Origin of the sequence: Micrococcus sp. 2A, assembly GCF_039519235.1 — a bacterium.
Classification (GTDB): domain Bacteria; phylum Actinomycetota; class Actinomycetes; order Actinomycetales; family Micrococcaceae; genus Micrococcus.
Genome location: NZ_CP154351.1, coordinates 1,980,086 through 2,002,225, shown reverse-complemented (window position 1 = coordinate 2,002,225; position 22,140 = coordinate 1,980,086). Strand labels below are relative to the sequence as shown.

Sequence of the window (22,140 nt, the reverse complement as noted above, 5' to 3'; positions counted from 1 at the left end):
GTCCCAGTATCGCCCCGCGCCCGTCATGCGCCGGTCATGTGCGCGTCCGCCCATGGCCTCGGGCGGTCGAGGGATCTACTCTGGAACGTGATGAGTGCCACCCTCGAGCCCGATGCCCCCACGCCCGCCGCGGTCGTGTGGGATCCGAGCCTGCTCCGCTACCGCTTCAGCGCCGAGCACCCGATGGCACCCCTGCGGCTGGACCTCACCCACCGCCTCGTGGACGCCCTCGGCCTCCTCGACGCCCCGCACGTGAGCATCCTGCAGCCCCCGGTGGCCACGGACGACGAGCTCGCCGCCGTGCACGGGCGCGAGTACATCGCCGCGGTGCGCGCGGCCTCGGCGCAGACCTCCTCCGACGACGCCGCGCACGGCCTGGGCACGGAGGACTGCCCCGTGTTCCCCGACCTGCACGAGTCTGCGGCCCGCATCGCGGGAGGCTCGCTCGTGGCCGCCGAGGCCATCTGGTCCGGGCGCGTGAGCCGCGCGGTCAACTTCGCGGGCGGGATGCACCACGCCGCGCGGGACAAGGCCTCGGGGTTCTGCATCTACAACGACTGCGCCGTGGCGATCCAGCGCCTCCTCGACCTCGGCGCCGAGCGCGTGGCATACGTGGACGTGGACGCGCACCACGGGGACGGCACGCAGGCGATCTTCTACGACGACCCCCGCGTCCTGACGATCTCCGTCCACGAGACCGGCATGAGCCTCTTCCCGGGCACGGGCTTCGCCAACGAGACCGGCGGGCCTGCGGCGGAGGGGACCGCGGCCAACGTGGCCGTCCCGCCGCGCACGGGCGACGCCGGCTTCCTCCGCGCCGTGCACGCCGTGGTGCCGCCGCTGCTGCAGGCGTTCGCCCCGGACGTGATCGTGAGCCAGCACGGCTGCGACTCCCACCACGCCGATCCCCTCGCGGACCTGCGCCTGACGGTGGACGGCCAGCGCCAGCTCGCCTTCGACATGGCGGACTGGGCGGAGCGCTTCGCGCACGGCCGGTGGCTGGCCACGGGCGGCGGCGGATACAACCCGCTCAAGGTGGTGCCGCGCGCGTGGACGCACCTGACCGCCGCGGTGCTGGGGACGCCGGTGCCGCTGCGGGCGCCGATCCCCGCCGAGTGGCTGGCCCACGCCCGGGAGCTCACGTCGGAGGACCTCACGGGGGACATGTCCCTGCACGAGGGCGCGGAGGACGAGCGGATCCCCACGACGATGGGCGAGGACGCGGACGTGTGGTGGCGCTCGTGGGAGGTGGGCTACGACCCCGCCGATCCTGTGGACCAGTCGATCATGGCCACCCGCCGGGAGGTCTTCCCGCTGCACGGGCTGGATCCCTGGTTCGACTGAGGCTCGTCCGCCCGGTATTGTGACCGAGAACGTTTTCATGCGTTCCACACCCGGTGGAATGCGGGTCGGCGTGTCCGGGAGCCCGGATGCCCGCGGTCCCCACCAGCCGCCGACCCTCACCCCGACGCAAGGAGTCCCCATGGGATCTGTCATCAAGAAGCGCCGCAAGCGCATGGCGAAGAAGAAGCACCGCAAGCTGCTTCGCAAGACCCGCCACCAGCGTCGCAACAAGAAGTGACGCCCGCGCTCGTCGAGAGCGCCAGCGAGGCCGCCCGTTCCGTCAGGAGCGGGCGGCCTCGTCGTGTCCGTAGCATGGTCGCCATGACCGCCGACCTGCCCGCCTCCGCCGCCCGCGTCCAGCTCCTCGTGAAGCCGGGGTGCCACCTGTGCGAGGAGGCGGCCGGCGTCGTCGCGCAGGTGTGCGCCGAGCGGGGCCAGACGTGGGAGCCCGTGGACGGCGCGGCCCACCCCGAGCTGCTCGAGCGGTTCGCGGACGAGGTGCCCGTGCTGTTCGTGGACGGCGTCCAGCGCGACTTCTGGCGTGTGGACGCCGCGCGCCTGGGCCGCCTGCTCGACGCGGCCTGAGAGCCCCGCCGCCGGCGGCGTCAGCGGCGTCCGGCGCGCTCCCACGCCTTGAGGCGCATGAACTCGGTGGCGTCCTTGCGGTAGGCCATGACGATGCCGGCCACGCCCAGGCCCACCCAGAGCAGCTCGAACACGGAGAACGCGCCCATCGCCAGGTTGGCGAGCAGCATGAGCACGGAGAGCACCGCAAGCACGGTGCCCACGGTGCGGGCGGCCCGGGATCCGCCGCGGATCTTGACGGCGATCAGCAGGTAGAGCAGGAACCCGAGAACGCCGAGCACGGCCGTCGTCGTGAGGACGGCGGGCACGGCGCCCAGCATCATGGCTTCCATCTCGGACGCCTGGTCCGCCGGCAGGCCCGCCTGCCCCACCGCGTCCCGCATGGTCTGCTCGAGCAGGGCGCGGCCCTCCGGGGTGTTCGCGGCGAGCAGGCCGAGCGCGGTGCTGAGGAGCTGGACGAGCCCGGCGGACACGATCAGCCAGAAGGCCGCGGTGATCGAGCCGGGGCGCGCGGGGGCGGGCATGCCGACGCCGGGCACGGCGCCCTGCGGGTGGCCCACGCCCGGCATGGCCGCCGGGGAGGGCGAGGGCGACTGGGCGCCCCACGGGGCCGCACCGTCCTCGGGGCGGCCGTACGGGTTCTGCTCGTGCGCGCCGGGGGCGGTCCCGTAGGGGTTCGCGGCGCCCGCGGGCTCCTGCCCGGACGGAGTGCCCTGGCCGTACGGGTTCTGGCCGTAGGGATTGGTCGAGCCGGTCATGGGTGCCTCCTGGGGAAGCGCCGCCGCGGGGAGGGCGACGGCGGCGGGGACGGTGGGAGCCCTGTGCGCCCGGCGCTCGCGACGCCGGCGGGCTGCTGCTCTCCACCGTACCGGGCCGGCCGGTCTGCCAGACTGGTGGCATGCAGACGATCGCGACCGTCCACCTCGTCCGTCACGGCGAGGTCCACAACCCCGACCGCGTCCTCTACGGCCGTCTGGACGGGTTCGGCCTCTCGGAGCTGGGGCACCGGATGGCCGACGGCGTGGCCGAGTGGTTCCTGCACCGCGCGAACCGCATCCGGCGGCATCCGGCCCTGGTGGCGGCCTCCCCGCTGCTGCGCGCTCAGCAGACCGCCGCGCCGATCGCCGGCGCCTTCTCCCGGCCGCTGCTCACCGAGCCGAACCTCATCGAGGCCGAGAACGCCTTCGAGGGGATGTCCCAGGTGGTCGACTCCCTCAAGCGGGACCCGCGCCTCTGGCCGAAGCTGCGCAATCCCCTGCGCCCCTCGTGGGGCGAGCCCTACCACCAGCAGGCCGCGCGCATGCTCGAGGTGGTGGACCGCGTGAAGGGGGAGGCGGTGGACACCCTCGGCCCCGGCGCGGAGGCCATCCTCGTCTCCCACCAGCTCCCCATCTGGGTCACCCGCCTCGCGGTCGAGGGCCGGCCCCTGTGGCACGATCCGCGTCAGCGCGAGTGCTCCCTCACCTCGGTGACCTCCCTCGTGTTCGAGGAGGGCCGGGCCACCCCGCGCGTCGAGTACCACGAGCCCAACCGCGAGCTCCTCAAGGACGCCTCCTCCCTGCCCGGCGCCTGAGGCCCCCGGGACGGCTGACGCCCAGGGTTCAGTCAGGATCAGGGGCGGACAGTAGACTCGATCAGGCCCCCGCGGGGGCCCTCCGACTCCCTCCCGTCCGCCTCGCCTGGAGCGCCCGCCCATGACCCCGCAGTCCCCGCTCACCCGCCGTCGCGTGCTCGCCGGCCTCACGGCCGCCGGCCTGGCGCCCGTGCTCGCGGCCTGCTCCGGCGGGGATGACTCCCTGGCCGCTCAGGCCGGCAACGGGGACGGCAAGAACTACATCGCCGGCGACGGATCGGTGCTCGAGTTCGCCCCGGCCGACCGCGGGGAGCCCGTGGAGTTCACCGCGACGCGCTTCGACGGCACGCCCGTGAGCGGGGAGAGCCTGCGCGGCGCGCCCGTCCTCCTCAACTTCTGGTATGCCGCGTGTGCGCCGTGCCGCGTCGAGGCGCCCCACCTGGTCTCGCTCCACGAGGAGTTCGCCCCGCAGGGGGTGAACTTCCTCGGCGTGAACGTGCGGGACACGGCCACCACGGCGCAGGCCTTCGAGCGGTCCTTCGAGATCCCCTACCCCTCCGTGGAGGACGCGCGCGGCGACGTCCTGTTGCGCATGACCGACTACGTGCCCCCGCAGGCCGTGCCGTCCACCCTCGTGCTGGACGCCCAGGGCCGCGTCTCCGCCCGCGTGCTCGGCGCGATCGAGGAGTCCACGCTCCGGGCGCTGCTCAAGACCGTGGTGGACGAGGCCGCGGCCTGAGCCGCCGGCAGAGCCCATGCGCGACAACCCCTTCGCCGAGATCGCCCTGCAGGGCTCCCTCCTGCTCGCGGCGCCGGTCGCTCTGCTCGCCGGCCTCGTCTCCTTCCTCTCCCCGTGTGTCCTCCCGCTCGTGCCCGGCTACCTCGGCTACGTCACCGGCCTGGGCGGGGACGTGCTCACCTCGCGCCGTCGCGGGCGCCTCGCCCTCGGGGCGGTGCTCTTCGTGCTCGGGTTCGCGGTGGTCTTCGTGGCCGTCAGCGTGGTGTCCACGCAGGCCCTGGTGTGGCTGCAGCGCGACGGCGTGTGGGTCACCCGCCTGCTCGGCGTGCTCGTGATGCTGATGGGCGTCATCTTCATGGGCGGCGGCGGGCGCCTGCAGCAGGAGCGCCGGGTGCACGCCAAGCCCGGCATGGGCCTGGCCGGCGCCCCCCTGCTCGGCATGACCTTCGGGCTCGGCTGGGCCCCGTGCATCGGCCCCACGATGGCCGCCGTCCTGGCGATGTCCACGGTGGGCGGCGGCGAGGGCTCCCTGGGCCGCGCCGCGCTCCTGGCCTTCCTCTACTGCCTCGGCCTCGGGGTGCCGTTCGTGCTGATCGCCCTGGGCATGGAGCGTGGCCTGCGGGCCCTGGCCTTCTTCCGCACGCACCGCGTGCTCATCATGCGCCTGGGCGGCGCCCTGCTGATCCTCCTCGGGCTGCTCATGGCCACCGGGGTGTGGACCGCGTGGACCACCCAGCTGCAGTTCTGGTTCGCGAACGAATGGGAGATGCCCCTGTGAGCTCCTCGACCGGCCACGGCTCCTCGGCCCCCCAGCCCGCCCGCGCGCGGGACGTCGCCCTCCCCTCGCTCGGGCTGGCCGGGACCCTGCGCTGGATGTGGACGCAGCTGACGAGCATGCGCACGGCGCTCATGCTGCTGCTCCTGCTGGCCGTGGCCGCCGTGCCCGGCTCCCTCGTGCCGCAGCGCCGCGCGGGCCCTGAGGTGGTGGACCGCTGGATCGAGGACAACCCGTTCTGGGGCCCGGTGCTGGACGCGCTGCAGTTCTTCGACGTCTACACCTCCGCCTGGTTCTCCGCCATCTACCTGCTGCTGTTCATCTCCCTCGTGGGCTGCGTGTGGCCCCGCGCCGTCAAGCACGCCCACGCCCTGCGCCAGCCCCCGGCGCGCACACCGCGCCGCCTCGAGCGGCTGCCGGAGTCCGGCGTCGTGGTGCTCGAGGAGGGCGGCCCCGCCCCCGAGGACGCCGTCCGGCAGGCGCAGGCCTGGCTGAAGAGGCGCCGCTACCGCGTGGAGTACCGGCCCGAGGAAGGCGGCGCGTCCGTGGGGGCGGAGCGCGGCTACGTCCGGGAGATCGGCAACATCCTGTTCCACCTCTCGCTCATCGGCGTGCTCGTGTTCATGGCGTACGGCGGCATGACCAAGTACACGGGGCAGAAGATCATCGTGGAGGGGGAGGGCTTCGCCAACAACCTCGTGGCCTACGACTCCTTCACGCCGGGCGCCCGCTTCGACCCGAACAGCCTGCAGCCCTTCTCCCTGGCGCTGACGTCCTTCGACGCGCGGTTCGAGCGCCAGTCCGAGGCGCACTGGGGCCAGCCGCTCGACTACACGGCCGTGATGGAGGTCCGCGAGGGCGCCGGCGGCGAGGCCCACGAGGAGATCCTGAAGGTCAACCACCCGCTCTCCGTGGACGGCGCCCGCGTCTACCTCGTGGGCAACGGCTACGCCCCGGTGGTCACCGTGCGGGACGGCAACGGGGACATCGCCTTCCAGGGCCCCGTGGTCACCCGCGTGCAGGACCAGAACTTCAACTCGATGGCCGTGGTCAAGGCGCCCGACGCGCGGCCGGAGCAGCTGGGCTTCGTGGGCCAGTTCATGCCCGCGGCGGACGACCCCACGGGCTCCGGGGTGCAGGTCTCGGTGGACCCCGAGCTGCTGAACCCGACGCTGATCCTCAACTCGTACGCCGGGGACCTCGGCCTGGACCGCGGCGTGCCGCAGAACGTGTACGTGCTCGACACCGAGTCCCTCACCGAGCTGAACAGCCGCAAGAGCGAGAACGGCGGCATCACGCTGACCCCGGGGCAGACCCACCAGCTGCCGGACGGCAAGGGCTCGATCAGCTTCGACGGCGTCCGCCGCTATGTGGGCCTGGACATCCACTACGACCCGGGCAAGTGGGGCGTGGGCCTGTTCGCCGTGACGGCCCTGCTCGGCCTCGCCACCAGCCTGTTCGTGCGGCGCCGCCGCGCGTGGGTGCGCGCCGCCGTCGGCGATGACGGCCGCACCCGCGTCGAGTACGCCCTCCTCGCCCGCGGCGAGGAGTTCGGGCTGCGCGAGGAGCACCTCGCCCTGCGCGCGGCCATGGACCGCATGTGGCCCGTCTCCGCGCCGGACGCCGAGGAGCACCGGCCCGACCCCTCCGGCGCGGGGGCCGCGACGGCCGCGCCCCGCGCCCCCCACGCCGACCCCGGCATCACCCATCCCGCCCCAGGAGCCTGACTGTGTACAACCCCACGGCACCCGTGAACGAGCAGCTGGCGCAGTACAGCGACCTGTTCATGCTCATCGCCGCCCTCGTCTACGCGGCGGCCTTCATCCTCTTCGCCGTCGACATGGCGATCTCCTCCTCCACCATCCGTCGCATCGAGACCCAGCTCGCGGCCGAGCGCGGCACGGCCGGCGTCGTCCCCGCGGCGACGCGGGAGCCGGCCGGCGTCGGCGCCCGCTCCGCCGCCTCCGGCACGGTCGGCGGCTCCGGCACCACCGCCCTGCCCGCCGAGACGCGCCACGCGGGAGCCGGCAACGGCCTCGTGGACGAGGACATGGACTACACCGGCACGGGCCGCCGCCCCGTCGCCAACGTGGCCGTGGCCGTGCTCGCGATCGGCTGGGCCCTGCACGCCTTCGCCGTGGTCGCCCGCAGCATCGCCGCGCACCGCGTGCCGTGGGGCAACCTCTACGAGTTCATGACCACGGGCGCGCTCGTCATCGTGACGGTGTACCTCGCGTTCCTGATCCGCAAGGACCTGCGCTTCGTGGGCTCCTTCGTCACGGGCCTCGTGGTGGCCATGATGTGCGCCGCCACCATGGGCTTCCCGACGCCGGTGGGCCACCTCCAGCCGCCGCTGCAGTCGCCGTGGCTCGTGATCCACGTGTCCATCGCCGTGCTGGCCAGCTCTCTCTTCGCGCTGACCGCCGCCATGTCCGTGCTCCAGCTCCTGCAGGACCGCGCCGAGCGGCGGGCCGCCGCGGGAGAGCACTCCTGGTCCTTCCTGCGCCTCGTGCCCTCGGCCTTCGCGCTCGAGAACTGGTCCTACCGCCTCAACGCGGTCGCCTTCGTGATGTGGACCTTCACCGTGATCGCCGGCGCCATCTGGGCCGAGGCCGCGTGGGGGCGCTACTGGAACTGGGACACCAAGGAGGTCTGGTCCTTCGTGATCTGGGTGGTCTACGCGGCGTACCTGCACGCCCGCGCCACCCGCGGCTGGACCGGCTCCCGCGCCGCGTGGCTGAGCATCGTGGGCTTCGCCTGCATCGTGTTCAACTACACGATCGTCAACAAGTTCTTCCCCGGCCTGCACTCGTACGCGGGCCTGCCGAGCTGACCGGAGGTCAGGCCTCGGGACCGTCCGGCTCCTGACCCGTCTCCCGGCGGCGGCGCAGCTCCTCCTCGCGGGCGCGCAGCTCGGCGTCCCGCCGGTCCAGCTCGCGCTCCCGCTCGGCCTGACGACGCTGGGTGCGCAGGGTGCGCAGGAAGTCCTCGTCGTCGTCGGGGGAGGCGGGACGGGCGGCGGGGCGGCCCGTGGCGCCCGCCGGGCGGGCGCGGCCGAGGAACAGCCACAGCAGGGGCCCCACGAGCGGGACCAGCACGACGACGGCCACCCACGCCCACTTGGGCATCGAGCGCACCTGGTGCGCCGGGGTGAGCAGCGCCTCGAAGAGGGCGTACAGGGTGAGGCCGACGAGGACGATCGCGGCGGGGATGAGGAAGCGGCCCATCGGTCCAGTCTATTCGGCGGCGGAGCGCTCCTAGAATGGACGGGTGCGTCTCTTCCTCTACGGCCTCGTCCGCGTGCTCCTGTTCTTCGCCGTCTGGGGCGTCAGCCTCTGGCTGGGCCTGGGACTGGTGATGTCCACAATCGTGGCCGCGGTGCTGACCTTCGCGATCAGCTACCTCTTCCTCACACGGCTGCGCCTGGGCGCCACGCAGGACCTCGCGGCCGCGTGGGAGGGCCGGCCCGGGCGGCGCGGCCGCATCGAGCAGACCGACGCGGACGCCGAGGACGCCTACACCGAGGGACGCTTCCGGGGCTGACGAGCCCCGGCACCGGTCAGAGGGCCGCGCCGAGCGCGAAGGTGATCGCGTAGAGCAGGCCGATGACGCCCGTCGCGCGCAGCACGGGGATGAGCCGGCGGCGGTCCTGGGCGCGCAGCACCGTGCGGGCCGGGCGGACGGCGAGCGCCGCCGCCAGCAGCACGAGCAGCATCCACGGGTGGGAGCCCACGAACAGCAGCGGCAGCAGCACGGCGACCGCCAGCATGACGGCGTAGGATGCGCGGGCCGGGGCGTCCCCGATGCGGGCGGCCAGGGTCATCTTGCCGACCGCGCGGTCCGTGGGGATGTCCCGGATGTTGTTCACCATGAGCAGTGCCGTGGAGATCAGCCCGCAGCCCACGGCGCCGGCCCAGGCCAGGCCGGAGACCGTGCCCGCCTGGGTGTACGTGGTGCCGAGCACCGCCACGAGGCCGAAGAACACGAACACGAACACCTCGCCCAGGCCCAGGTAGCCGTAGGGCTTCTTGCCGCCCGTGTAGTACCACGCGGCCGCCACGCACAGCAGGCCCACGGCGATCAGCCACCACTGGCCGGCCAGCAGCACGAGCCACAGCCCGGCGAGCATCGCCAGCGCGAAGCAGGCGAACGCGGCGAGCTTCACATGCTTCGCGGGAACGAGCTTGGACGCCGTGAGGCGGAAAGGGCCCACCCGGTCGTCGTCGGTGCCGCGGATGCCGTCGGAGTAGTCGTTGGCGTAGTTCACGCCCACCTGCAGGGCGAGCGAGACCACGAGCGCGAGCAGGGCGCGGCCCACGTGGAGGGACCCGAGGTCCGCCGCGGCGGCCGAGCCGACGATCACGGGCGCCACCGCCATCGGCAGCGTGCGCAGGCGCGCGGCGGCGACCCACTGGGAGAGCGAGGCGGACATGGTCGGGGGACCTCCTGGAGACGATGCGATGCGGGGCGGTGCGAGGCGGGTCAGCGAGGGGACGCGTGCGACGTCGACGCGGTGGGGGACGTCCGGCTCGGGGATGGCGCACTTCACGAACGCCTAGAACGGGGGGACTGCGAACTCAGCGTAGCCGTGCTGGGGGGTGGAGAGGAGGCCGAGGGTGATCACGTCGGCCCTCAGGGGGCGACCTGGGATGACGCGCGGCCCATCCGGGCGGCCACGGCCTGCGCCCTCCGCCTCCCCGGGCCGAGCTCCGCCCTGGCCGGCTCCCCCACCGCGCGGACGGCGTCATCCGTGTCCCGGCTGCCGATCCGGGGAGAGGCAGCGTCACGCCTCGGCGAACCGCCGGGTGAGCTCCTGCCGGTCCGTCTTCCCGGTGCTCAGCAGCGGCAGCGCGTCGAGGGCCAGCCACGTCTTCGGGACGGCGGCCGGCCCGAGCCCGGTGCGCACGCGGGAGCGCAGCTCATCCTCGAGGGCCGCGGGGAGGGCCCCGCCGGGGAGGACGTCGCCCTCGGCCGGCACCACCGCCGCGCACAGCCGCTGCCCCCACTCGGGATCGGCCACGCCCGCCACGTGGGCGGCCGCGACGCCCGGGTGCGCCTCGAGCGCGGCGGCCACCGCGGCGGCCGAGACCTTCACACCGCCCGTGATGACGACGTCGTCCAGGCGCCCGGTGACGGACAGGCGCGTGCCGCCGTCGGGGGTGCCGGACACCGTGCCCGTGTCCTCGGTGAGGAAGGCGGGGGCGCCGTCCGCGCCGCGCGGGAAGTGCGCCGCGGTGCGGACGGGGTCGTCGAGGTAGCCGGCGGCCACCATGGGCCCGGCGAGGCGCACCCGCGGACTGGCGGCTGGGTCGGCGGGGTCGGACGGGACGGTGTCTGCCGTGACGCCGGGCAGCGGGACGCCGTCGTACACGCAGCCGCCGCACGTCTCCGCCATGCCGTAGGTCGCGGTGACACGCACACCGGCGGCCTCGGCGGACGCGCGCAGCTCGGGGGCCAGGCGCGCCCCGCCCACCAGCACGCGGTCGAAGGCGCGCAGCGCCGCCACGCCGGCCGGGTCGGCTCCGGGCGCCAGGAGCCGGGCGAGCTGGGTGGGGACGAGCGAGACGAAGCGCGGGCCGCCGTCGTCCGGGAGGCGGGCGGCCCCTGCGGCGAAGGCGGCGGGTGTGAACGGGCCGGGCGGCAGCGCGACGGGCGCGGTGCCGGCCGCGATGGTGCGGGAGAGCACGGCCAGGCCGGCCACGTAGTGGACGCCGACCGCGAGGAGCCAGTGCCCCTCGCCGCCCGTGCCCTCCCCGCCGAGCCGCTGCGCGGTGGCGGCAGCCGAGGCGCGCAGGGCGCCGCGGGTCAGGACGATCTGCTTCGGCGTGCCCGTCGAGCCGGACGTGCGGACGACGGCGACGGCGTCCGGGTGGCCGCAGCGCGCCGGATCGCGGGCCTGGGGGCGCAGGGCCACGGTGCCGTCCGCCGTGAACTCCACGGGCGCGCCGCCGTCGAACGCCGTGGCGAGGGCGGAGCGGGCAGTGGCCAGGGCGTCGGGGGTCAGCGGCATGAGACCACGGTAATCGTGGGCGGGGACGCTCTAGGCTTCACGCATGACCGCCCCCGACACCGCCGCCACGCCCGCCGCCGAGATCGGCCCCGTCACGCTCACCGGCCGCCTCGTCCGGCTGGAGCCGCTGAGCCACGACCACCACGACGAGCTCGTCGAGGCGGTGCAGGACGGCCGGCAGTGGGAGCTCTGGTACACCGCCGTGCCCACCCCCAAGGGCATGGCCGCGGAGATCGACCGTCGCCTGGCCCTGCAGGAGGCCGGGTCCATGGTCCCCTTCGCCACCCGTCGGCTCTCCGACGGGCAGGTCATCGGCATGACGACGTTCATGAACATCGACCGTTCCGTGCCCCGCGTGGAGGTCGGCAGCACCTGGAACGCGGCCTCCGCCTCCGGCACGGGGACGAACGCCGATGCCAAGCTGCTCCTGCTCGGCCACGCCATCGAGGTCTGGGGCGTCGCGGCCGTCGAGTTCCGCACGGACTGGATGAACATGCAGTCCCGCGCGGCGATCGAGCGGCTCGGTGCCAAGCGGGACGGGGTGCTGCGCCAGCAGGCACAGCGCAACGGCTACGTGCGGGACACGGTGGTCTACTCCGTCGTCGCCGCGGAGTGGCCCGCAGTGAGGAAGGGCCTCGAGTTCCGCGTGGGGCGCCGGGCTCAGAAGTAGTAGGGGAACGGCGTCCAGTCCGGGTCGCGCTTCTGCAGGAACGCGTCCCGGCCCTCCACGGCCTCGTCCGTCATGTAGGCCATGCGCGTGGCCTCACCCGCGAACACCTGCTGGCCGGCCATGCCGTCGTCGGGCAGGTTGAACGCGAACTTGAGCATGCGGATGGCCTGCGGGGACTGCGCGTTGATGTCCGCCGCATACTCCAGCGCGACCTCCTCGAGGCGCTCGTGGTCCACGGCCTCGTTGACGGCGCCCATCTCGACCATCTGCTCGGCCGAGTACTCGCGGGCGGCGAAGAAGATCTCCCGCGCCCGCTTCTGGCCCACCTGGCGGGCGAGCAGGGCCGAGCCGTATCCGGCGTCGAACGAGCCGACCGTGGCGTCCGTCTGCTTGAACTTCCCGTGCTGGCGGGAGGCGAGCGTGAGGTCGGCGACCACGTGCAGCGAGTGCCCGCCGCCGGCGGCCCACCCGTTCACGACGGCGATGATCGCCTTGGGCGAGGTGCGCATCAGGCGCTGGACCTCGAGGACGTGCAGACGTCCGTGGCGCGGGCGAGGGCGTCGGCGGTGGCGGGCATGGCCCCGAGTGTAGGAGGCCCGACGGTCGGACGGACCCGCCCGGCGGATCGGATCCGACCGGCCGGTCAGAGCATGAACGGCACGGTGGCGATCTTGACCACCATGATCAGCGCGAACAGCTGGGCGTAGCCCTCGGTCACGCGGGCGTCGGTGGACCGGGAGAGCGCGTAGTCCAGGATCGCCGGCTGGCCCGTGATGCCCGCCAGTGCCCCGTAGGTGCGATCCACGGACTGCCCCAGCAGCCGTGCCGCGGCGATGAGCAGGGCCGCGGTCAGCGCGGTGAGCACGGCGGACATCAGGATGGCCAGCCCGCCGACCCGGGTGAACACCGTCTCGATGAACGCCGGGCCGGCGGCCAAGCCCACCACGCCTAGGAAGAGCATGAGGCCGAACTGCCGCAGCGTCAGCGCGATCTCCGTGGACGGCTCCCACACCGTGGGTCCCGTTCGGCCGATCGCACCGAGGGCGAGGCCGACGAGGATGCACCCGGCCGCCGGGCCGAGGGAGAAGGAGGCCCCGCCCGGAAGCGGGATCGTCACCATGCCCAGCAGGTAGCCCAGCGCCATGCCCGTGCCCAGGGAGATCCAGTCCAGGTTCGAGAGCCCGCGCGTCGAGTTGCCGAAGAAGTCGCGCACCGCCTCCATCCGCGGCGCGGTGGTGACGATGAGCACCCGGTCGCCGACCTTGAGCTCGGTCTGCGGGGTGGCCAGCGACTCGACGTCGTCGCGCCGCAGCCGGGCGACGTCGGTGCCGAAGCGCTCGCGCAGGGACAGCGTGCCCAGGCGGCGGTCGGCCAGGGCGCGGGCCGTGACGATGACCATGGAGGTCTGCAGCGGGGTCATCACCCGCGCCGGGTCGGCGTCGGTGCGGCGGCCGAAGGCCTGCACGGCCTCGTCGATGTTCTTCTCCGTGCCGTCCAGGACGACCTTGTCCCCGGGTTCGATCCGGTCGGCGGAGCCGGCGATCCGGGCCACGCCGCCGCGGCGCAGCGCGACCACGCGCAGCAGTCCCTCGGCGATCCCCGGGATGTCCCGCACGGCGAGGGCGGAGGTGGCGGTCACGGCGGTGAAGCGCAGCTTGCCGTCGGTCACCGGCGCCGGATCGCGCGGGGAACTGCTCCACGGGCGGGCGGCGAGCAGGGTGATCGCGATGATGGTGCCGACCACACCCACCAGGTAGGACAGCCCGTAGCCCACGGCCGGGGCCTGCCCGCCGGTGAGCTGGTTCGCCAGCGCCATCGCCGGCGTCGCGGTGAGCGAACCCGTCCACACGCCGATCGCCGTCGGCAGGTCCAGGTTGAGCAGCGCGGCCAGCGGGTGCACCGTGAAGGCGGTGAGGATCACCACGACGACGGCGGCCAGCATCAGGGGCAGGTTGCGGCGCAGGTCCCGGAAGAACACCTTGCCGGCGCCGAGCCCGATCAGGTAGGCGAACAGGGCCAGGCCGAAGCTCTGGAACAAGGCCAGCCGGTCGCCGACGTCGGGCAGCACCGCCCCGACGAGCAGGCCCACGAACAGGGCCCCGGAGGCGCCGAGGCGGATCTTGCCCAGGGGGATGGTGCCGACGGCGGCGCCCAGGGCGACGGTGGCCATGAGGACGAGGATGGGCTGGTCGTTGAGCAGTGCGAGCATGGGCGGGTCTCCGTCCTGCCGTGGTGGTCGGTCAGAAGTGGTACGGGAAGGCGGACCAGTCCGGGTCGCGCTTCTGCAGGAACGCGTCCCGGCCCTCCACGGCCTCGTCCGTCATGTAGGCCATGCGCGTGGCCTCACCCGCGAACACCTGCTGGCCGGCCATGCCGTCGTCGGGAAGGTTGAACGCGAACTTGAGCATGCGGATGGCCTGCGGGGACTGCGCGTTGATGTCCGCCGCATACTCCAGCGCGACCTCCTCGAGGCGCTCGTGGTCCACGGCCTCGTTGACGGCGCCCATCTCGACCATCTGCTCGGCCGAGTACTCGCGGGCGGCGAAGAAGATCTCCCGAGCCCGCTTCTGGCCCACCTGGCGGGCGAGCAGGGCGGAGCCGTAGCCGGCGTCGAAGGAGCCGACGGTGGCGTCCGTCTGCTTGAACTTCCCGTGCTGGCGCGAGGCGAGCGTGAGGTCGGCGACCACGTGCAGCGAGTGCCCGCCGCCGGCGGCCCACCCGTTCACGACGGCGATGATCGCCTTGGGCGAGGTGCGCATCAGGCGCTGGACCTCGAGGATGTGGAGGCGTCCGGCGCGGGCCGGGTCGATGGTCTCGGCCGTCTCCCCCTCGGCGTAGCGGTAGCCGTCGCGGCCGCGGATGCGCTGGTCCCCGCCGGAGCAGAACGCGTGGCCGCCGTCCTTGGAGGAGGGGCCGTTGCCGGTGAGGAGGACCGTGCCCACGTCCGGGGTCATGCGGGCGTGGTCGAGGGCGCGGTAGAGCTCGTCCACGGTGCCGGGACGGAACGCGTTGCGGACCTCGGGGCGGTCGAAGGCGATGCGCACCGTGGGCAGGTCGCGCACCCAGCGGCCGTCGGCGTCGCGCTCCACCTGGCGGTGGTACGTCATGTCCTCGAGGTCGAAGCCCTCCACCACGCGCCAGCGCTGCGGGTCAAAGAGGTCGGAGACCTGCTCGGGGAGGCGGTCGCGGTCGGGGCGGGCGGCGTCGGGCTGCGGGCTGCTCATGGGGCCCGAGTCTAGGCCCGCCGTGCGACCCACGGTCACTCCCGCGGGTCACCTCTCCGGCCAGTCCTCCGGTCCCGAGGACCCGGCGGCGTACTCGTCGAGGGGCACCCGCCCCGCGTCCCACGCCTCGATCACGGGGGCCAGGATGCGCCAGCACTCCTCCGCGGCGTCGCCTCGCACCGAGAGCATCCGATCCCCGGTGAGCACGCCGCGCATCACCTCGCCGTACGCGTCCACGTCCTCCTCGGCCAGGTCCGCCGCGAGCACGCTGCGCTCCGCGACGAACGGGGTGTCCGGCCCGTCCACGGCCAGCTCCACCCGCAGGGCCCGCGGGTCCAGTCCCACCACGATCCGCTCCCGCCCCGCGGCCGCCTCCAGCCCCGCGGGCACCCCCTCGGGCGGCCGCAGCGAGAGCACGACCTCCCAGCGGCGCGGCTCCAGCGCCTTGCCGGACCGCAGCCGGAACGGCACGCCCGCCCACCGGTCGGTCCGGACCTCCAGCTCCACCTGGGCGAGCGTCTCGGCCCCGTTCTCCGGGTCCACGCCCTCCTCGGCGACGTAGTCGGGCACGTCCTGGCCTCCCACCGTCCCGGCGGTGTACCGGGCCCGGCGCGAGGAGGCGACCGCGTCGTCGTCGCGCACGCGCGTGGCCCGCAGCACCTCGACGACGGCGTCCTGCAGGGCGTCCGGGGTGAGACGCCGCGGGGGCTCCAGGGCCACCATGGCCAGCACCTGCAGCAGGTGGGACTGGAGCATGTCCTCGAGAGCCCCGGTGCCGTCGTAGAACCCGGCGCGCCCCTCCAGGGCCAGGGACTCGTCCGCCACGATGTCCACGTGCTCGACGTCGGCCGCGCTCCACACGCGCCCCAGCACGCGGTTGGCGGTGCGCAGGGTGAGCAGGCCCGAGACCATCGACTCCCTGAGGAAGTGGTCCACGCGGAACACGTCCTCCTCCCCGGCGATCCGCCCCAGCAGCGCGTTGAGCTCGCGCGCCGACCGCTGGTCCGAGCCGAACGGCTTCTCCAGCACGATGCGCAGCCCCTCCGGGCGGTCCTCCACCTGCTCGAGCGCCGCGCACGCCTCGGCGGCGAGGTCCGGGTCCAGCGCCAGGTACAGCACGACGACGGCCTCCTCCCCGGCGGCCTCGCGGGCGGCGACGAGCAGGGCGCCCAGGTCCTCGGGGTCCGAGGCGTCGGCGGTGCGCCAGGCGGCGCGCTCGACGAGGCCCGCCCGTGCGTCGGCGTCCAGATCCGTCTCTCCCACGGCCTCCTCGATGACGCCGCGCCACTCCTCGAGCGAATGGCCGTCCGCGTGGGCCGAGCCCACCAGGGTCACCTCCGGCAGGTCGTGGACCGTGAGGGCCCGGGCCAGCCCCGGCAGCAGGAGCCGTCGGGTCAGGTCACCGGTCGCGCCCACGATCACGAGCGCCACGGACGCGGAGGCCCGGTCGTCGTCGGGTGCCGGGGATGCTCCGGTGGGGCAGGGGTTCTGGACGTCGGGCATGGGTCCTCCTGGACGGGGCGGGCAGACGGAACGGGGGAGCGGGGCGGGTGCGCGGGCGGCGGCCGGGAGGGACCCGGCCGGCCACGCCATTCTCCCGGTGACGTCGTCGTGGGTCCACGCCCCCGACTGGCCCCGCCTCCCCCGGGGTGATGGACTGCCCTGCATGAGCGCCCAGCCCCGCATCGACGACCACGCCTTCCTGTCCCACCAGCTCAGCGGGGCACTGGTGTCCCGGGAGGGGGCGATCACGTGGCTGTGCCTGCCCCGCTTCGACTCGGCCTCGGTGTTCACCTCGCTCCTCGGCACGCGGGAGCACGGCGAGTGGAGCCTGGGGATCGAGGACGGCGAGGTCGCGGAGCGCGCCTACCTGCCGGGCACCCTCGTGCTGCGCACCCTCTGGCGTTCGCCGTCCGGGGAGGCCGAGGTGCTGGACTTCATGCCGCTCATGGACGCGGACGGCGTGGGGGACGCCCTGGGGAACGACGGCGGCCCCGACGGGACCGGGGCGTCCGAGGCGGCGGCGCGGGCCGACGTCATGCGGCTGGTCCGCTGCCTCGCGGGACGCGTGCGCGTGACGCAGTCCGTGTTCGCCCGCCTCGACTACGGCGAGGTCGAGCCGTGGGTCTCGCGTCAGGAGGACGCAGACGGGGAGTCGTTCCTGGCCGTCGTCGCCGGCGGGGACGCGCTCGCGGTGCACGGGCCGGACCTGGAGCCGGTGGACGGGCATCACGAGGGCACGACGGAGCTGGTCGCCGGGGAGTCCGCCCAGTGGTGCCTGACCTGGTACCCGGCGTGGGGCATGGCCCCCTCCGCGCCCCGCGCCGAGGACGTGCTGGAGGCCACCGTGCGCACGTGGCGCGGCTGGCTGGAGGAGTCGACCCGAGAGGCCCCGCGGGCGGACGACCCGCTCGCCGATCGGGTCCAGCGATCCCTCCTCGTGCTCAAGGGGCTCACGCACCGGGCCACGGGCGGCATCGTGGCGGCCCCGACCACGAGCCTGCCGGAGGACATCGGCGGGGTCCGGAACTGGGACTACCGCTATGTGTGGCTGCGGGACACCGCGCTCGCCCTGGAGGCCCTGCTCGCGCACGGACACGTGGAGGGGGCGACGGCCTGGCGCGACTGGCTGCTGCGCGCCATCGCGGGGGAGCCCCACGAGGTGCAGATCATGTACACGCTCTCGGGGGAGCGCCACATGCCCGAGCGCGAGCTCGAGCACCTCCCCGGCCACGCGGACTCCCGTCCCGTGCGCGTGGGCAACGGCGCCGCGGCCCAGTGGCAGGCGGACGTCATCGGCACGGTCATGATGGCGCTGTGCGCCCTCCGGGACGCCGGCGTTCCCGAGGACGAGTGGTCCTGGCCGCTGCAGAAGCGGCTGGTGGAGCGCGTCGTGGCGCACCGGGAGGACCCGGACCACGGGCTGTGGGAGATGCGCGGGGAGCCTGCCTTCTTCACGCACGGCCGCGTCAAGATGTGGGCCGCGCTGGACCGCGCGCTGCACGCCGTGGCCACCCACGGCGTGCCCGCCACGGAGGCGGAGACCGCGGCGTGGGAGCGCCACCGGGACGAGCTGCGGGAGGAGATCCTCACCCGCGGCGTGCACGCGGACGGCCACTTCACCCAGACCTACGGCTCGGACGCGGTGGACGCCTCCCTCCTCCAGATCCCCCACACCGGTTTCCTGCCCCCGGACGACCCGCGCATGCTCGCCACCGTACGGCGGATCGAGGAGGAGCTCGTCACGGACACCGGCCTGGTGCTGCGCTACCGCCCGGACGGCTCCGACGGGCTGCCCGGTGAGGAGGCGCCGTTCCTCGCGTGCGCCTTCTGGCTCGTGGAGCAGTACGCGCGCACCGGCCGCCTGGACGACGCCGACGCCCTCATGGAGCGGCTCGACGCGTGCGCGAACGACCTCGACCTCATGGCCGAGGAGTACGACGACGGCCAGGACCGCATGGCGGGCAACTTCCCCCAGGCGTTCAGCCACCTGGGGCTGCTGCGCGCTGCCGACGCGCTGGCCCAGGTCCGTGCGGCCGGCGGGGCCGGGGAGGCCGGAGACTGACCGGTTCTGGGCGGACACCCCGCCCCCGTCACACCGTGCGGCGGGTCGCCCCCAGCGCCGTGAGCAGGAACGCGTACTCCCACGCGGTGTCCTCCCAGCCCTGGTAGCGGCCGGAGGCGCCGCCGTGGCCGCCGTCCATCTCGGTGCGCAGCAGGATGGGCGAGCCGCCCTCGGCCAGGGGCGTGGCCTGGTCCGAGGTGACCGTGCGGCGCAGCTGCGCCACCCACTTGGCGGGCTCCACGTAGAGCACGCGGGTGTCGTTGAGCGAGGTCACCGCGGCGATCGCCGGGTAGTCCACGGCCCGCACGTTCTCGTACGGGGTGTAGGACTTCATGAGCCGGTAGATCTCCGGGTCGGTGATCGGGTTGCCCCACTCCTCCCACTCCAGTGCGGACAGCGGGAGGTCCGGGTCGAGGATGGTGGTCAGCGCGTCCACGAACGGCACCACGGCCAGGCACGCGCGGTACAGCTCGGGCGCTCGGTTGAGGACGGCACCCATGAGCAGCCCGCCGGCCGAGCCGCCCGTCGCCGCGATCCGCGCCGGGTCCACCCACCCGGAGTCCGCCACGGAGCGGGTGGCGTCCACGAAGTCGGTGAACGTGTGCGCCTTCGCGGCCTTCTTGCCGTCCTCGTACCAGGCCCGGCCCAGCTCGCCGCCGCCGCGCACGTGGGCCACCACGTAGACGACGCCGCGGTCCAGCAGGGACAGCCGGGCCACCCCGAACGCCGGGTCCATGGACATCTCGTAGGAGCCGTAGCCGTAGACCACGCACGGCGCGCTCGCGTCCTGCGCCACGTCCTTGCGTCGGATCACCGTGAGCGGCACGCGCACGTCCGCCCCCGTGGCGGCGGAGGGCTCCGAGGCCGGCGCCCACCAGCGCTCCACCGCGTAGTCGGCCGGGTCGTGGCCGGGCACCTCCACCTCGCGGCGCAGGTGCACCTCGCCGGTGGCCGCGACGACGTCCAGCACGCGGGCCGGCGTGATCCAGGACGTGTAGGCCAGGCGCAGGAACGGCGACTCGGCCGCCGTCGACGCCAGGTGGCACGCGTAGAGCTCCTCCTCGAACGCCGGCTCGCGCCAGCCCACGGAACCCGCGTCCCCTGAGCCCAGCACCGCGTCCAGCTCCGCGACGACGACGCGCGGCGTCGTCTCACGGCGCACCGCGAGCGCGGCGTGGGTCAGCGTCACCATGACGCCGTCCACCTTCACGTCCTCGCGGTGCGGGACCACGGTGCGCCACGTGGAGCGGTCGGCCACGTCCGCCTCCGTGACCACGGAGAGCATGCCGTTGGGCGCGAGGCGCTCGGCGCCGTCGCCGGTGAGCTCCGCATCGTGCACGATCAGCAGGCGGCGGACGCCGTCGCCGCCCGTGACGGGCTCGACGTCGGCGAGCATCCCCCAGGCGCGCGGCACGAGCAGGCGCGGGGCCGGCAGGGGCTCGTCCGCGGACTCGGGCAGGTCGACGACCCAGGTCTCGGACACCTCCGAGTTCCCGACGCCGATGAGCAGCTGGGTGCGGTCCGCGACGCCCTCGAAGCCCGTCCACATGCCGGGGTCGGACTCCTCGTAGACCAGCACGTCCTCGGCCGGGTCCGTGCCGAGCGTGTGCACCATGACGCGGTACGGGCGCCACGCGTCGTCCCACAGCGTGTAGAAGACGCGCGCGCCCGAGCGGTCGAAGCGCACCCCGTGGGCGATGTTCTCCACCGCGTCCGGCAGGTCCTCGCCGGTGGCGATGTCCCGGACGCGCAGGGTGAAGCGCTCGTCACCCGCGTGGTCCACGGCGTACGCCACACGCTCGCCGTCCGGGCTGATGTGCATCCCGCCGAGGGAGAAGAAGGGGTGGCCGGCGGCCTCGGCGTTGCCGTCCAGGATCACCTGCTCGCCGGGCAGCGTCTCGCCCGCGGCGACGACGGGCGGCGTCCAGTCCGCCTCGAGGTCCCCGGTGTCCCGCGCGGGCACGCGGCAGTGCACGGGGTACTGCTCGCCCTCGATCGTGCGCACGAAGTACCACCAGCGGTCCCGGCGAGCGGGCACGGACTGGTCCGTCTCCACGGTGTGCGCCTTGATCTCGCCGAAGATCGCCGCGCGCAGATCGGCCTGGTCCGCGGTGACGGCCTCGGTGTAGGCGTTCTCGGCATGCAGGTGGTCCAGCACGCGCTGGTCCTCCTTGGCGCGCAGCCACTCGTAGTCGTCGGCGAACTCCTCGCCGTGCACGGTGCGCGTCGTCGGGACGACGGCTGCCACGGGCGGCGTCGGGCGTGCGGCGGGGGAGCGGTGCGCGAGGGCGTCGGGCTGGGTGGCGACGACGTCGTCGGCGCGGTGCTGGGCGTCAGGCATGGTCCCCATCCCATCACAGGAGCGTCGCGCGCGAGGGCACAGGCTGCCTCGACGCGCAACGGGGGCGGGACACGCCCGAAAGGTTCCGCCTTCCGGGCGTGTCCCGCCCCCGAAGCCCGTGAGGGCGCCGGCTCAGAGGGCGCGGGCCACGAGCATCTTCATGATCTCGTTGGTGCCGCCGTAGATCTTCTGCACGCGCGCGGCGGTGAAGGCGCGCGCGATCGGGAACTCCTCCATGTAGCCGTAGCCGCCGAACAGCTGCAGGCAGCGGTCGACCACCGTGGTCTGCATGTCGGTGGCGAAGAACTTCACCATCGAGGCGTCGGCCGCGGTCAGCTTGCCCTCCACGTGCGCCACGATGCACTGGTCCACCAGGGTGCGCGTGGCGAGCGTGTCCGCCACGCACTCGGCGAGCACGAACTGCGTGTTCTGGAAGCCCAGCAGGGGGCTGCCGAACGCGTGACGCTCCTTGGTGTAGCGGATGGTCTCGCGCACCGCGGCCTCGCAGGCCGCGGCGGCCGTGACGGCCAGCGTCAGGCGCTCCTGGGGCAGCTGGGACATGAGCTGGATGAAGCCCTGGCCCTCGGCCCCGCCCAGGAGGTTGGCCACGGGCACCCGCATGTCCGAGAAGGACAGCTCACGGGTGTCCTGGCCGTGCTGGCCGATCTTGTTCAGCACGCGGCCGCGCTCGAAGCCCTCGAGCCCGGCGGTCTCCGCGACGATCAGGGACAGCCCCCGGCCGCCCGGCTGGTCGCCCGTGCGCGCCACGATGACCAGGAGGTCACAGTGCGTGGCGTTCGAGATGAACGTCTTCGAGCCGTTGATCACGTCGTCGTCGCCGTCGCGTACGGCGCGCGTGCGCACGGCCTGCAGGTCGGAGCCCGTGCCCGGCTCGGTCATGGCGACCGCGCCGACCAGCTCGCCGGTGACCATGCCCGGCAGCCACTTCTGCTTCTGCTCCTCGGTGCCGTAGGCCAGGATGTAGTGCGCCACGATGGGGGAGTGGACGCCGTAGCCCCACGCGTCGTCGAAGCAGCGCGCCTGCCCCGTCATGACGGCGGCCTCTAGTGCGAAGGTGCCGCCGATGCCCCCGTACTCCTCGGGGATGGAGGGGCACAGCAGGCCGGCCTCGCCGGCCTTGCTCCAGAAGTCGCGGTCCACGCCGTGCTGCTCGGCCCAGCGGGAGAAGTTCGGCACGGCCTCGCGGGCCATGAACTCGTCGGTGAGCTCGAGCAGGGACTCGGCGTCCTCGGTGAGCCAGGGGGAACGGTAGCTGTCCAGGATCATGGGGGTCTCCTCGGTGTCGGTGTGGCT

At 73.9% G+C, this 22,140-nt stretch carries 20 protein-coding genes and 1 pseudogene; 11 read left to right on the top strand and 10 right to left on the bottom strand.

What is annotated here, in order from left to right; all coding sequences use genetic code 11:
- The first annotated feature begins 90 nt into the window (after positions 1 to 90).
- From AAG742_RS09225 to AAG742_RS09215, 3 genes are all read left to right on the top strand, one after another.
- A complete protein-coding gene (locus tag AAG742_RS09225; protein ID WP_298712659.1) occupies positions 91 to 1,344 on the top strand; it encodes an acetoin utilization protein AcuC in 1,254 nt (417 codons plus the stop codon).
- A 139-nt stretch (positions 1,345 to 1,483) separates the two neighbouring features.
- Positions 1,484 to 1,582: an AURKAIP1/COX24 domain-containing protein gene (locus tag AAG742_RS09220; RefSeq protein ID WP_003792170.1), complete on the top strand. Its 99-nt coding sequence runs from the start codon at positions 1,484 to 1,486 to the stop codon at positions 1,580 to 1,582.
- Between the two features lie 83 nt (positions 1,583 to 1,665).
- Positions 1,666 to 1,929, top strand: coding sequence for a glutaredoxin family protein (locus AAG742_RS09215; protein WP_248117992.1), 264 nt, complete (start codon positions 1,666 to 1,668; stop codon positions 1,927 to 1,929).
- 20 nt (positions 1,930 to 1,949) lie between these two features.
- Here AAG742_RS09215 and AAG742_RS09210 read toward each other — a convergent pair whose 3' ends face one another.
- Positions 1,950 to 2,687: a hypothetical protein gene (locus tag AAG742_RS09210; protein WP_343282078.1), complete on the bottom strand. Its 738-nt coding sequence runs from the start codon at positions 2,685 to 2,687 to the stop codon at positions 1,950 to 1,952.
- Positions 2,688 to 2,827: 140 nt separating this feature from the next.
- Here AAG742_RS09210 and AAG742_RS09205 point away from each other — a divergent pair, with 140 nt between their 5' ends.
- From AAG742_RS09205 to ccsB, 5 genes are all read left to right on the top strand, one after another.
- On the top strand, positions 2,828 to 3,502 hold the full coding sequence (locus tag AAG742_RS09205) for a histidine phosphatase family protein (protein WP_248117995.1): 675 nt from the start codon (positions 2,828 to 2,830) through the stop codon (positions 3,500 to 3,502).
- Between the two features lie 121 nt (positions 3,503 to 3,623).
- Positions 3,624 to 4,241, top strand: a complete 618-nt coding sequence (locus AAG742_RS09200; RefSeq protein WP_298712667.1) for a TlpA disulfide reductase family protein — start codon at positions 3,624 to 3,626, stop codon at positions 4,239 to 4,241.
- A gap of 16 nt (positions 4,242 to 4,257) precedes the next feature.
- Positions 4,258 to 5,019 (top strand): cytochrome c biogenesis protein CcdA, encoded by a 762-nt coding sequence (locus tag AAG742_RS09195; RefSeq protein WP_298712670.1) that lies wholly within the window; start codon positions 4,258 to 4,260, stop codon positions 5,017 to 5,019.
- Positions 5,016 to 6,743: a cytochrome c biogenesis protein ResB gene (locus AAG742_RS09190; protein ID WP_298712673.1), complete on the top strand. Its 1,728-nt coding sequence runs from the start codon at positions 5,016 to 5,018 to the stop codon at positions 6,741 to 6,743. The genes AAG742_RS09195 and AAG742_RS09190 overlap by 4 nt, the downstream gene beginning before the upstream one ends.
- A gap of 2 nt (positions 6,744 to 6,745) precedes the next feature.
- Complete coding sequence (gene ccsB, locus AAG742_RS09185) at positions 6,746 to 7,849, top strand: c-type cytochrome biogenesis protein CcsB (protein ID WP_298712676.1); 1,104 nt, start codon at positions 6,746 to 6,748, stop codon at positions 7,847 to 7,849.
- 7 nt (positions 7,850 to 7,856) lie between these two features.
- Here ccsB and AAG742_RS09180 read toward each other — a convergent pair whose 3' ends face one another.
- Positions 7,857 to 8,243, bottom strand: a complete 387-nt coding sequence (locus AAG742_RS09180; RefSeq protein ID WP_298712679.1) for a PLDc N-terminal domain-containing protein — start codon at positions 8,241 to 8,243, stop codon at positions 7,857 to 7,859.
- Between the two features lie 43 nt (positions 8,244 to 8,286).
- Here AAG742_RS09180 and AAG742_RS09175 point away from each other — a divergent pair, with 43 nt between their 5' ends.
- Positions 8,287 to 8,559, top strand: coding sequence for a DUF4229 domain-containing protein (locus AAG742_RS09175; protein ID WP_248118005.1), 273 nt, complete (start codon positions 8,287 to 8,289; stop codon positions 8,557 to 8,559).
- A 16-nt stretch (positions 8,560 to 8,575) separates the two neighbouring features.
- Here the strand turns inward: AAG742_RS09175 and AAG742_RS09170 are convergent, their stop codons facing one another.
- Positions 8,576 to 9,448 carry a 1,4-dihydroxy-2-naphthoate polyprenyltransferase gene (locus tag AAG742_RS09170; protein ID WP_298712682.1) on the bottom strand — a complete coding sequence of 291 codons (873 nt, stop codon included), beginning with the start codon at positions 9,446 to 9,448 and terminating at the stop codon, positions 8,576 to 8,578.
- 351 nt (positions 9,449 to 9,799) lie between these two features.
- Positions 9,800 to 11,026, bottom strand: a complete 1,227-nt coding sequence (locus AAG742_RS09165) for an AMP-binding protein (RefSeq protein ID WP_298712685.1) — start codon at positions 11,024 to 11,026, stop codon at positions 9,800 to 9,802.
- A gap of 43 nt (positions 11,027 to 11,069) precedes the next feature.
- Here AAG742_RS09165 and AAG742_RS09160 point away from each other — a divergent pair, with 43 nt between their 5' ends.
- Positions 11,070 to 11,696, top strand: coding sequence for a GNAT family protein (locus AAG742_RS09160; RefSeq protein WP_298712688.1), 627 nt, complete (start codon positions 11,070 to 11,072; stop codon positions 11,694 to 11,696).
- On the opposite strand, the pseudogene AAG742_RS09155 reads toward AAG742_RS09160, so the two are convergent.
- From AAG742_RS09155 to AAG742_RS09140, 4 genes and pseudogenes are all read right to left on the bottom strand, one after another.
- Positions 11,687 to 12,238 (bottom strand): annotated as a pseudogene (locus tag AAG742_RS09155) (enoyl-CoA hydratase-related protein); the annotation flags it as partial. The gene AAG742_RS09160 and the pseudogene AAG742_RS09155 sit on opposite strands and share 10 nt — an antisense overlap.
- A 101-nt stretch (positions 12,239 to 12,339) precedes the next feature.
- Entirely contained in the window at positions 12,340 to 13,905 is a 1,566-nt protein-coding gene (locus AAG742_RS09150) for a TrkA C-terminal domain-containing protein (RefSeq protein ID WP_298714584.1), read from the bottom strand.
- Between the two features lie 31 nt (positions 13,906 to 13,936).
- Complete coding sequence (locus AAG742_RS09145; protein WP_343282077.1) at positions 13,937 to 14,920, bottom strand: 1,4-dihydroxy-2-naphthoyl-CoA synthase; 984 nt, start codon at positions 14,918 to 14,920, stop codon at positions 13,937 to 13,939.
- A 48-nt stretch (positions 14,921 to 14,968) separates the two neighbouring features.
- Positions 14,969 to 16,423 carry a glucose-6-phosphate dehydrogenase gene (locus AAG742_RS09140; RefSeq protein ID WP_298711856.1) on the bottom strand — a complete coding sequence of 485 codons (1,455 nt, stop codon included), beginning with the start codon at positions 16,421 to 16,423 and terminating at the stop codon, positions 14,969 to 14,971.
- A gap of 163 nt (positions 16,424 to 16,586) precedes the next feature.
- On the opposite strand from AAG742_RS09140, the gene AAG742_RS09135 reads away from it, so the two are divergent.
- Positions 16,587 to 18,485, top strand: coding sequence for a glycoside hydrolase family 15 protein (locus tag AAG742_RS09135; RefSeq protein WP_298711853.1), 1,899 nt, complete (start codon positions 16,587 to 16,589; stop codon positions 18,483 to 18,485).
- 28 nt (positions 18,486 to 18,513) lie between these two features.
- On the opposite strand, the gene AAG742_RS09130 is transcribed toward AAG742_RS09135, so the two are convergent.
- A complete protein-coding gene (locus tag AAG742_RS09130) occupies positions 18,514 to 20,826 on the bottom strand; it encodes a S9 family peptidase (RefSeq protein WP_298711850.1) in 2,313 nt (770 codons plus the stop codon).
- 132 nt (positions 20,827 to 20,958) lie between these two features.
- Positions 20,959 to 22,113, bottom strand: coding sequence for an acyl-CoA dehydrogenase family protein (locus tag AAG742_RS09125; RefSeq protein WP_298711849.1), 1,155 nt, complete (start codon positions 22,111 to 22,113; stop codon positions 20,959 to 20,961).
- Positions 22,114 to 22,140 lie beyond the last annotated feature (27 nt).

Bases quoted from the DNA above. Each gene is read 5' to 3' on its own strand.
- AAG742_RS09225 (WP_298712659.1), top strand. From the start codon at position 91: ATGAGTGCCACCCTCGAGCCCGATGCCCCCACGCCCGCCGCGGTCGTG.
- AAG742_RS09205 (WP_248117995.1), top strand. From the start codon at position 2,828: ATGCAGACGATCGCGACCGTCCACCTCGTCCGTCACGGCGAGGTCCAC.
- AAG742_RS09140 (WP_298711856.1), bottom strand. From the start codon at position 16,423: ATGCCCGACGTCCAGAACCCCTGCCCCACCGGAGCATCCCCGGCACCC.
- AAG742_RS09180 (WP_298712679.1), bottom strand. From the start codon at position 8,243: ATGGGCCGCTTCCTCATCCCCGCCGCGATCGTCCTCGTCGGCCTCACC.
- AAG742_RS09220 (WP_003792170.1), top strand. From the start codon at position 1,484: ATGGGATCTGTCATCAAGAAGCGCCGCAAGCGCATGGCGAAGAAGAAG.
- AAG742_RS09215 (WP_248117992.1), top strand. From the start codon at position 1,666: ATGACCGCCGACCTGCCCGCCTCCGCCGCCCGCGTCCAGCTCCTCGTG.
- AAG742_RS09195 (WP_298712670.1), top strand. From the start codon at position 4,258: ATGCGCGACAACCCCTTCGCCGAGATCGCCCTGCAGGGCTCCCTCCTG.
- AAG742_RS09165 (WP_298712685.1), bottom strand. From the start codon at position 11,026: ATGCCGCTGACCCCCGACGCCCTGGCCACTGCCCGCTCCGCCCTCGCC.
- AAG742_RS09200 (WP_298712667.1), top strand. From the start codon at position 3,624: ATGACCCCGCAGTCCCCGCTCACCCGCCGTCGCGTGCTCGCCGGCCTC.
- AAG742_RS09125 (WP_298711849.1), bottom strand. From the start codon at position 22,113: ATGATCCTGGACAGCTACCGTTCCCCCTGGCTCACCGAGGACGCCGAG.
- AAG742_RS09135 (WP_298711853.1), top strand. From the start codon at position 16,587: ATGAGCGCCCAGCCCCGCATCGACGACCACGCCTTCCTGTCCCACCAG.
- AAG742_RS09170 (WP_298712682.1), bottom strand. From the start codon at position 9,448: ATGTCCGCCTCGCTCTCCCAGTGGGTCGCCGCCGCGCGCCTGCGCACG.
- AAG742_RS09130 (WP_298711850.1), bottom strand. From the start codon at position 20,826: ATGCCTGACGCCCAGCACCGCGCCGACGACGTCGTCGCCACCCAGCCC.
- AAG742_RS09150 (WP_298714584.1), bottom strand. From the start codon at position 13,905: ATGCTCGCACTGCTCAACGACCAGCCCATCCTCGTCCTCATGGCCACC.
- AAG742_RS09210 (WP_343282078.1), bottom strand. From the start codon at position 2,687: ATGACCGGCTCGACCAATCCCTACGGCCAGAACCCGTACGGCCAGGGC.
- AAG742_RS09160 (WP_298712688.1), top strand. From the start codon at position 11,070: ATGACCGCCCCCGACACCGCCGCCACGCCCGCCGCCGAGATCGGCCCC.
- AAG742_RS09145 (WP_343282077.1), bottom strand. From the start codon at position 14,920: ATGAGCAGCCCGCAGCCCGACGCCGCCCGCCCCGACCGCGACCGCCTC.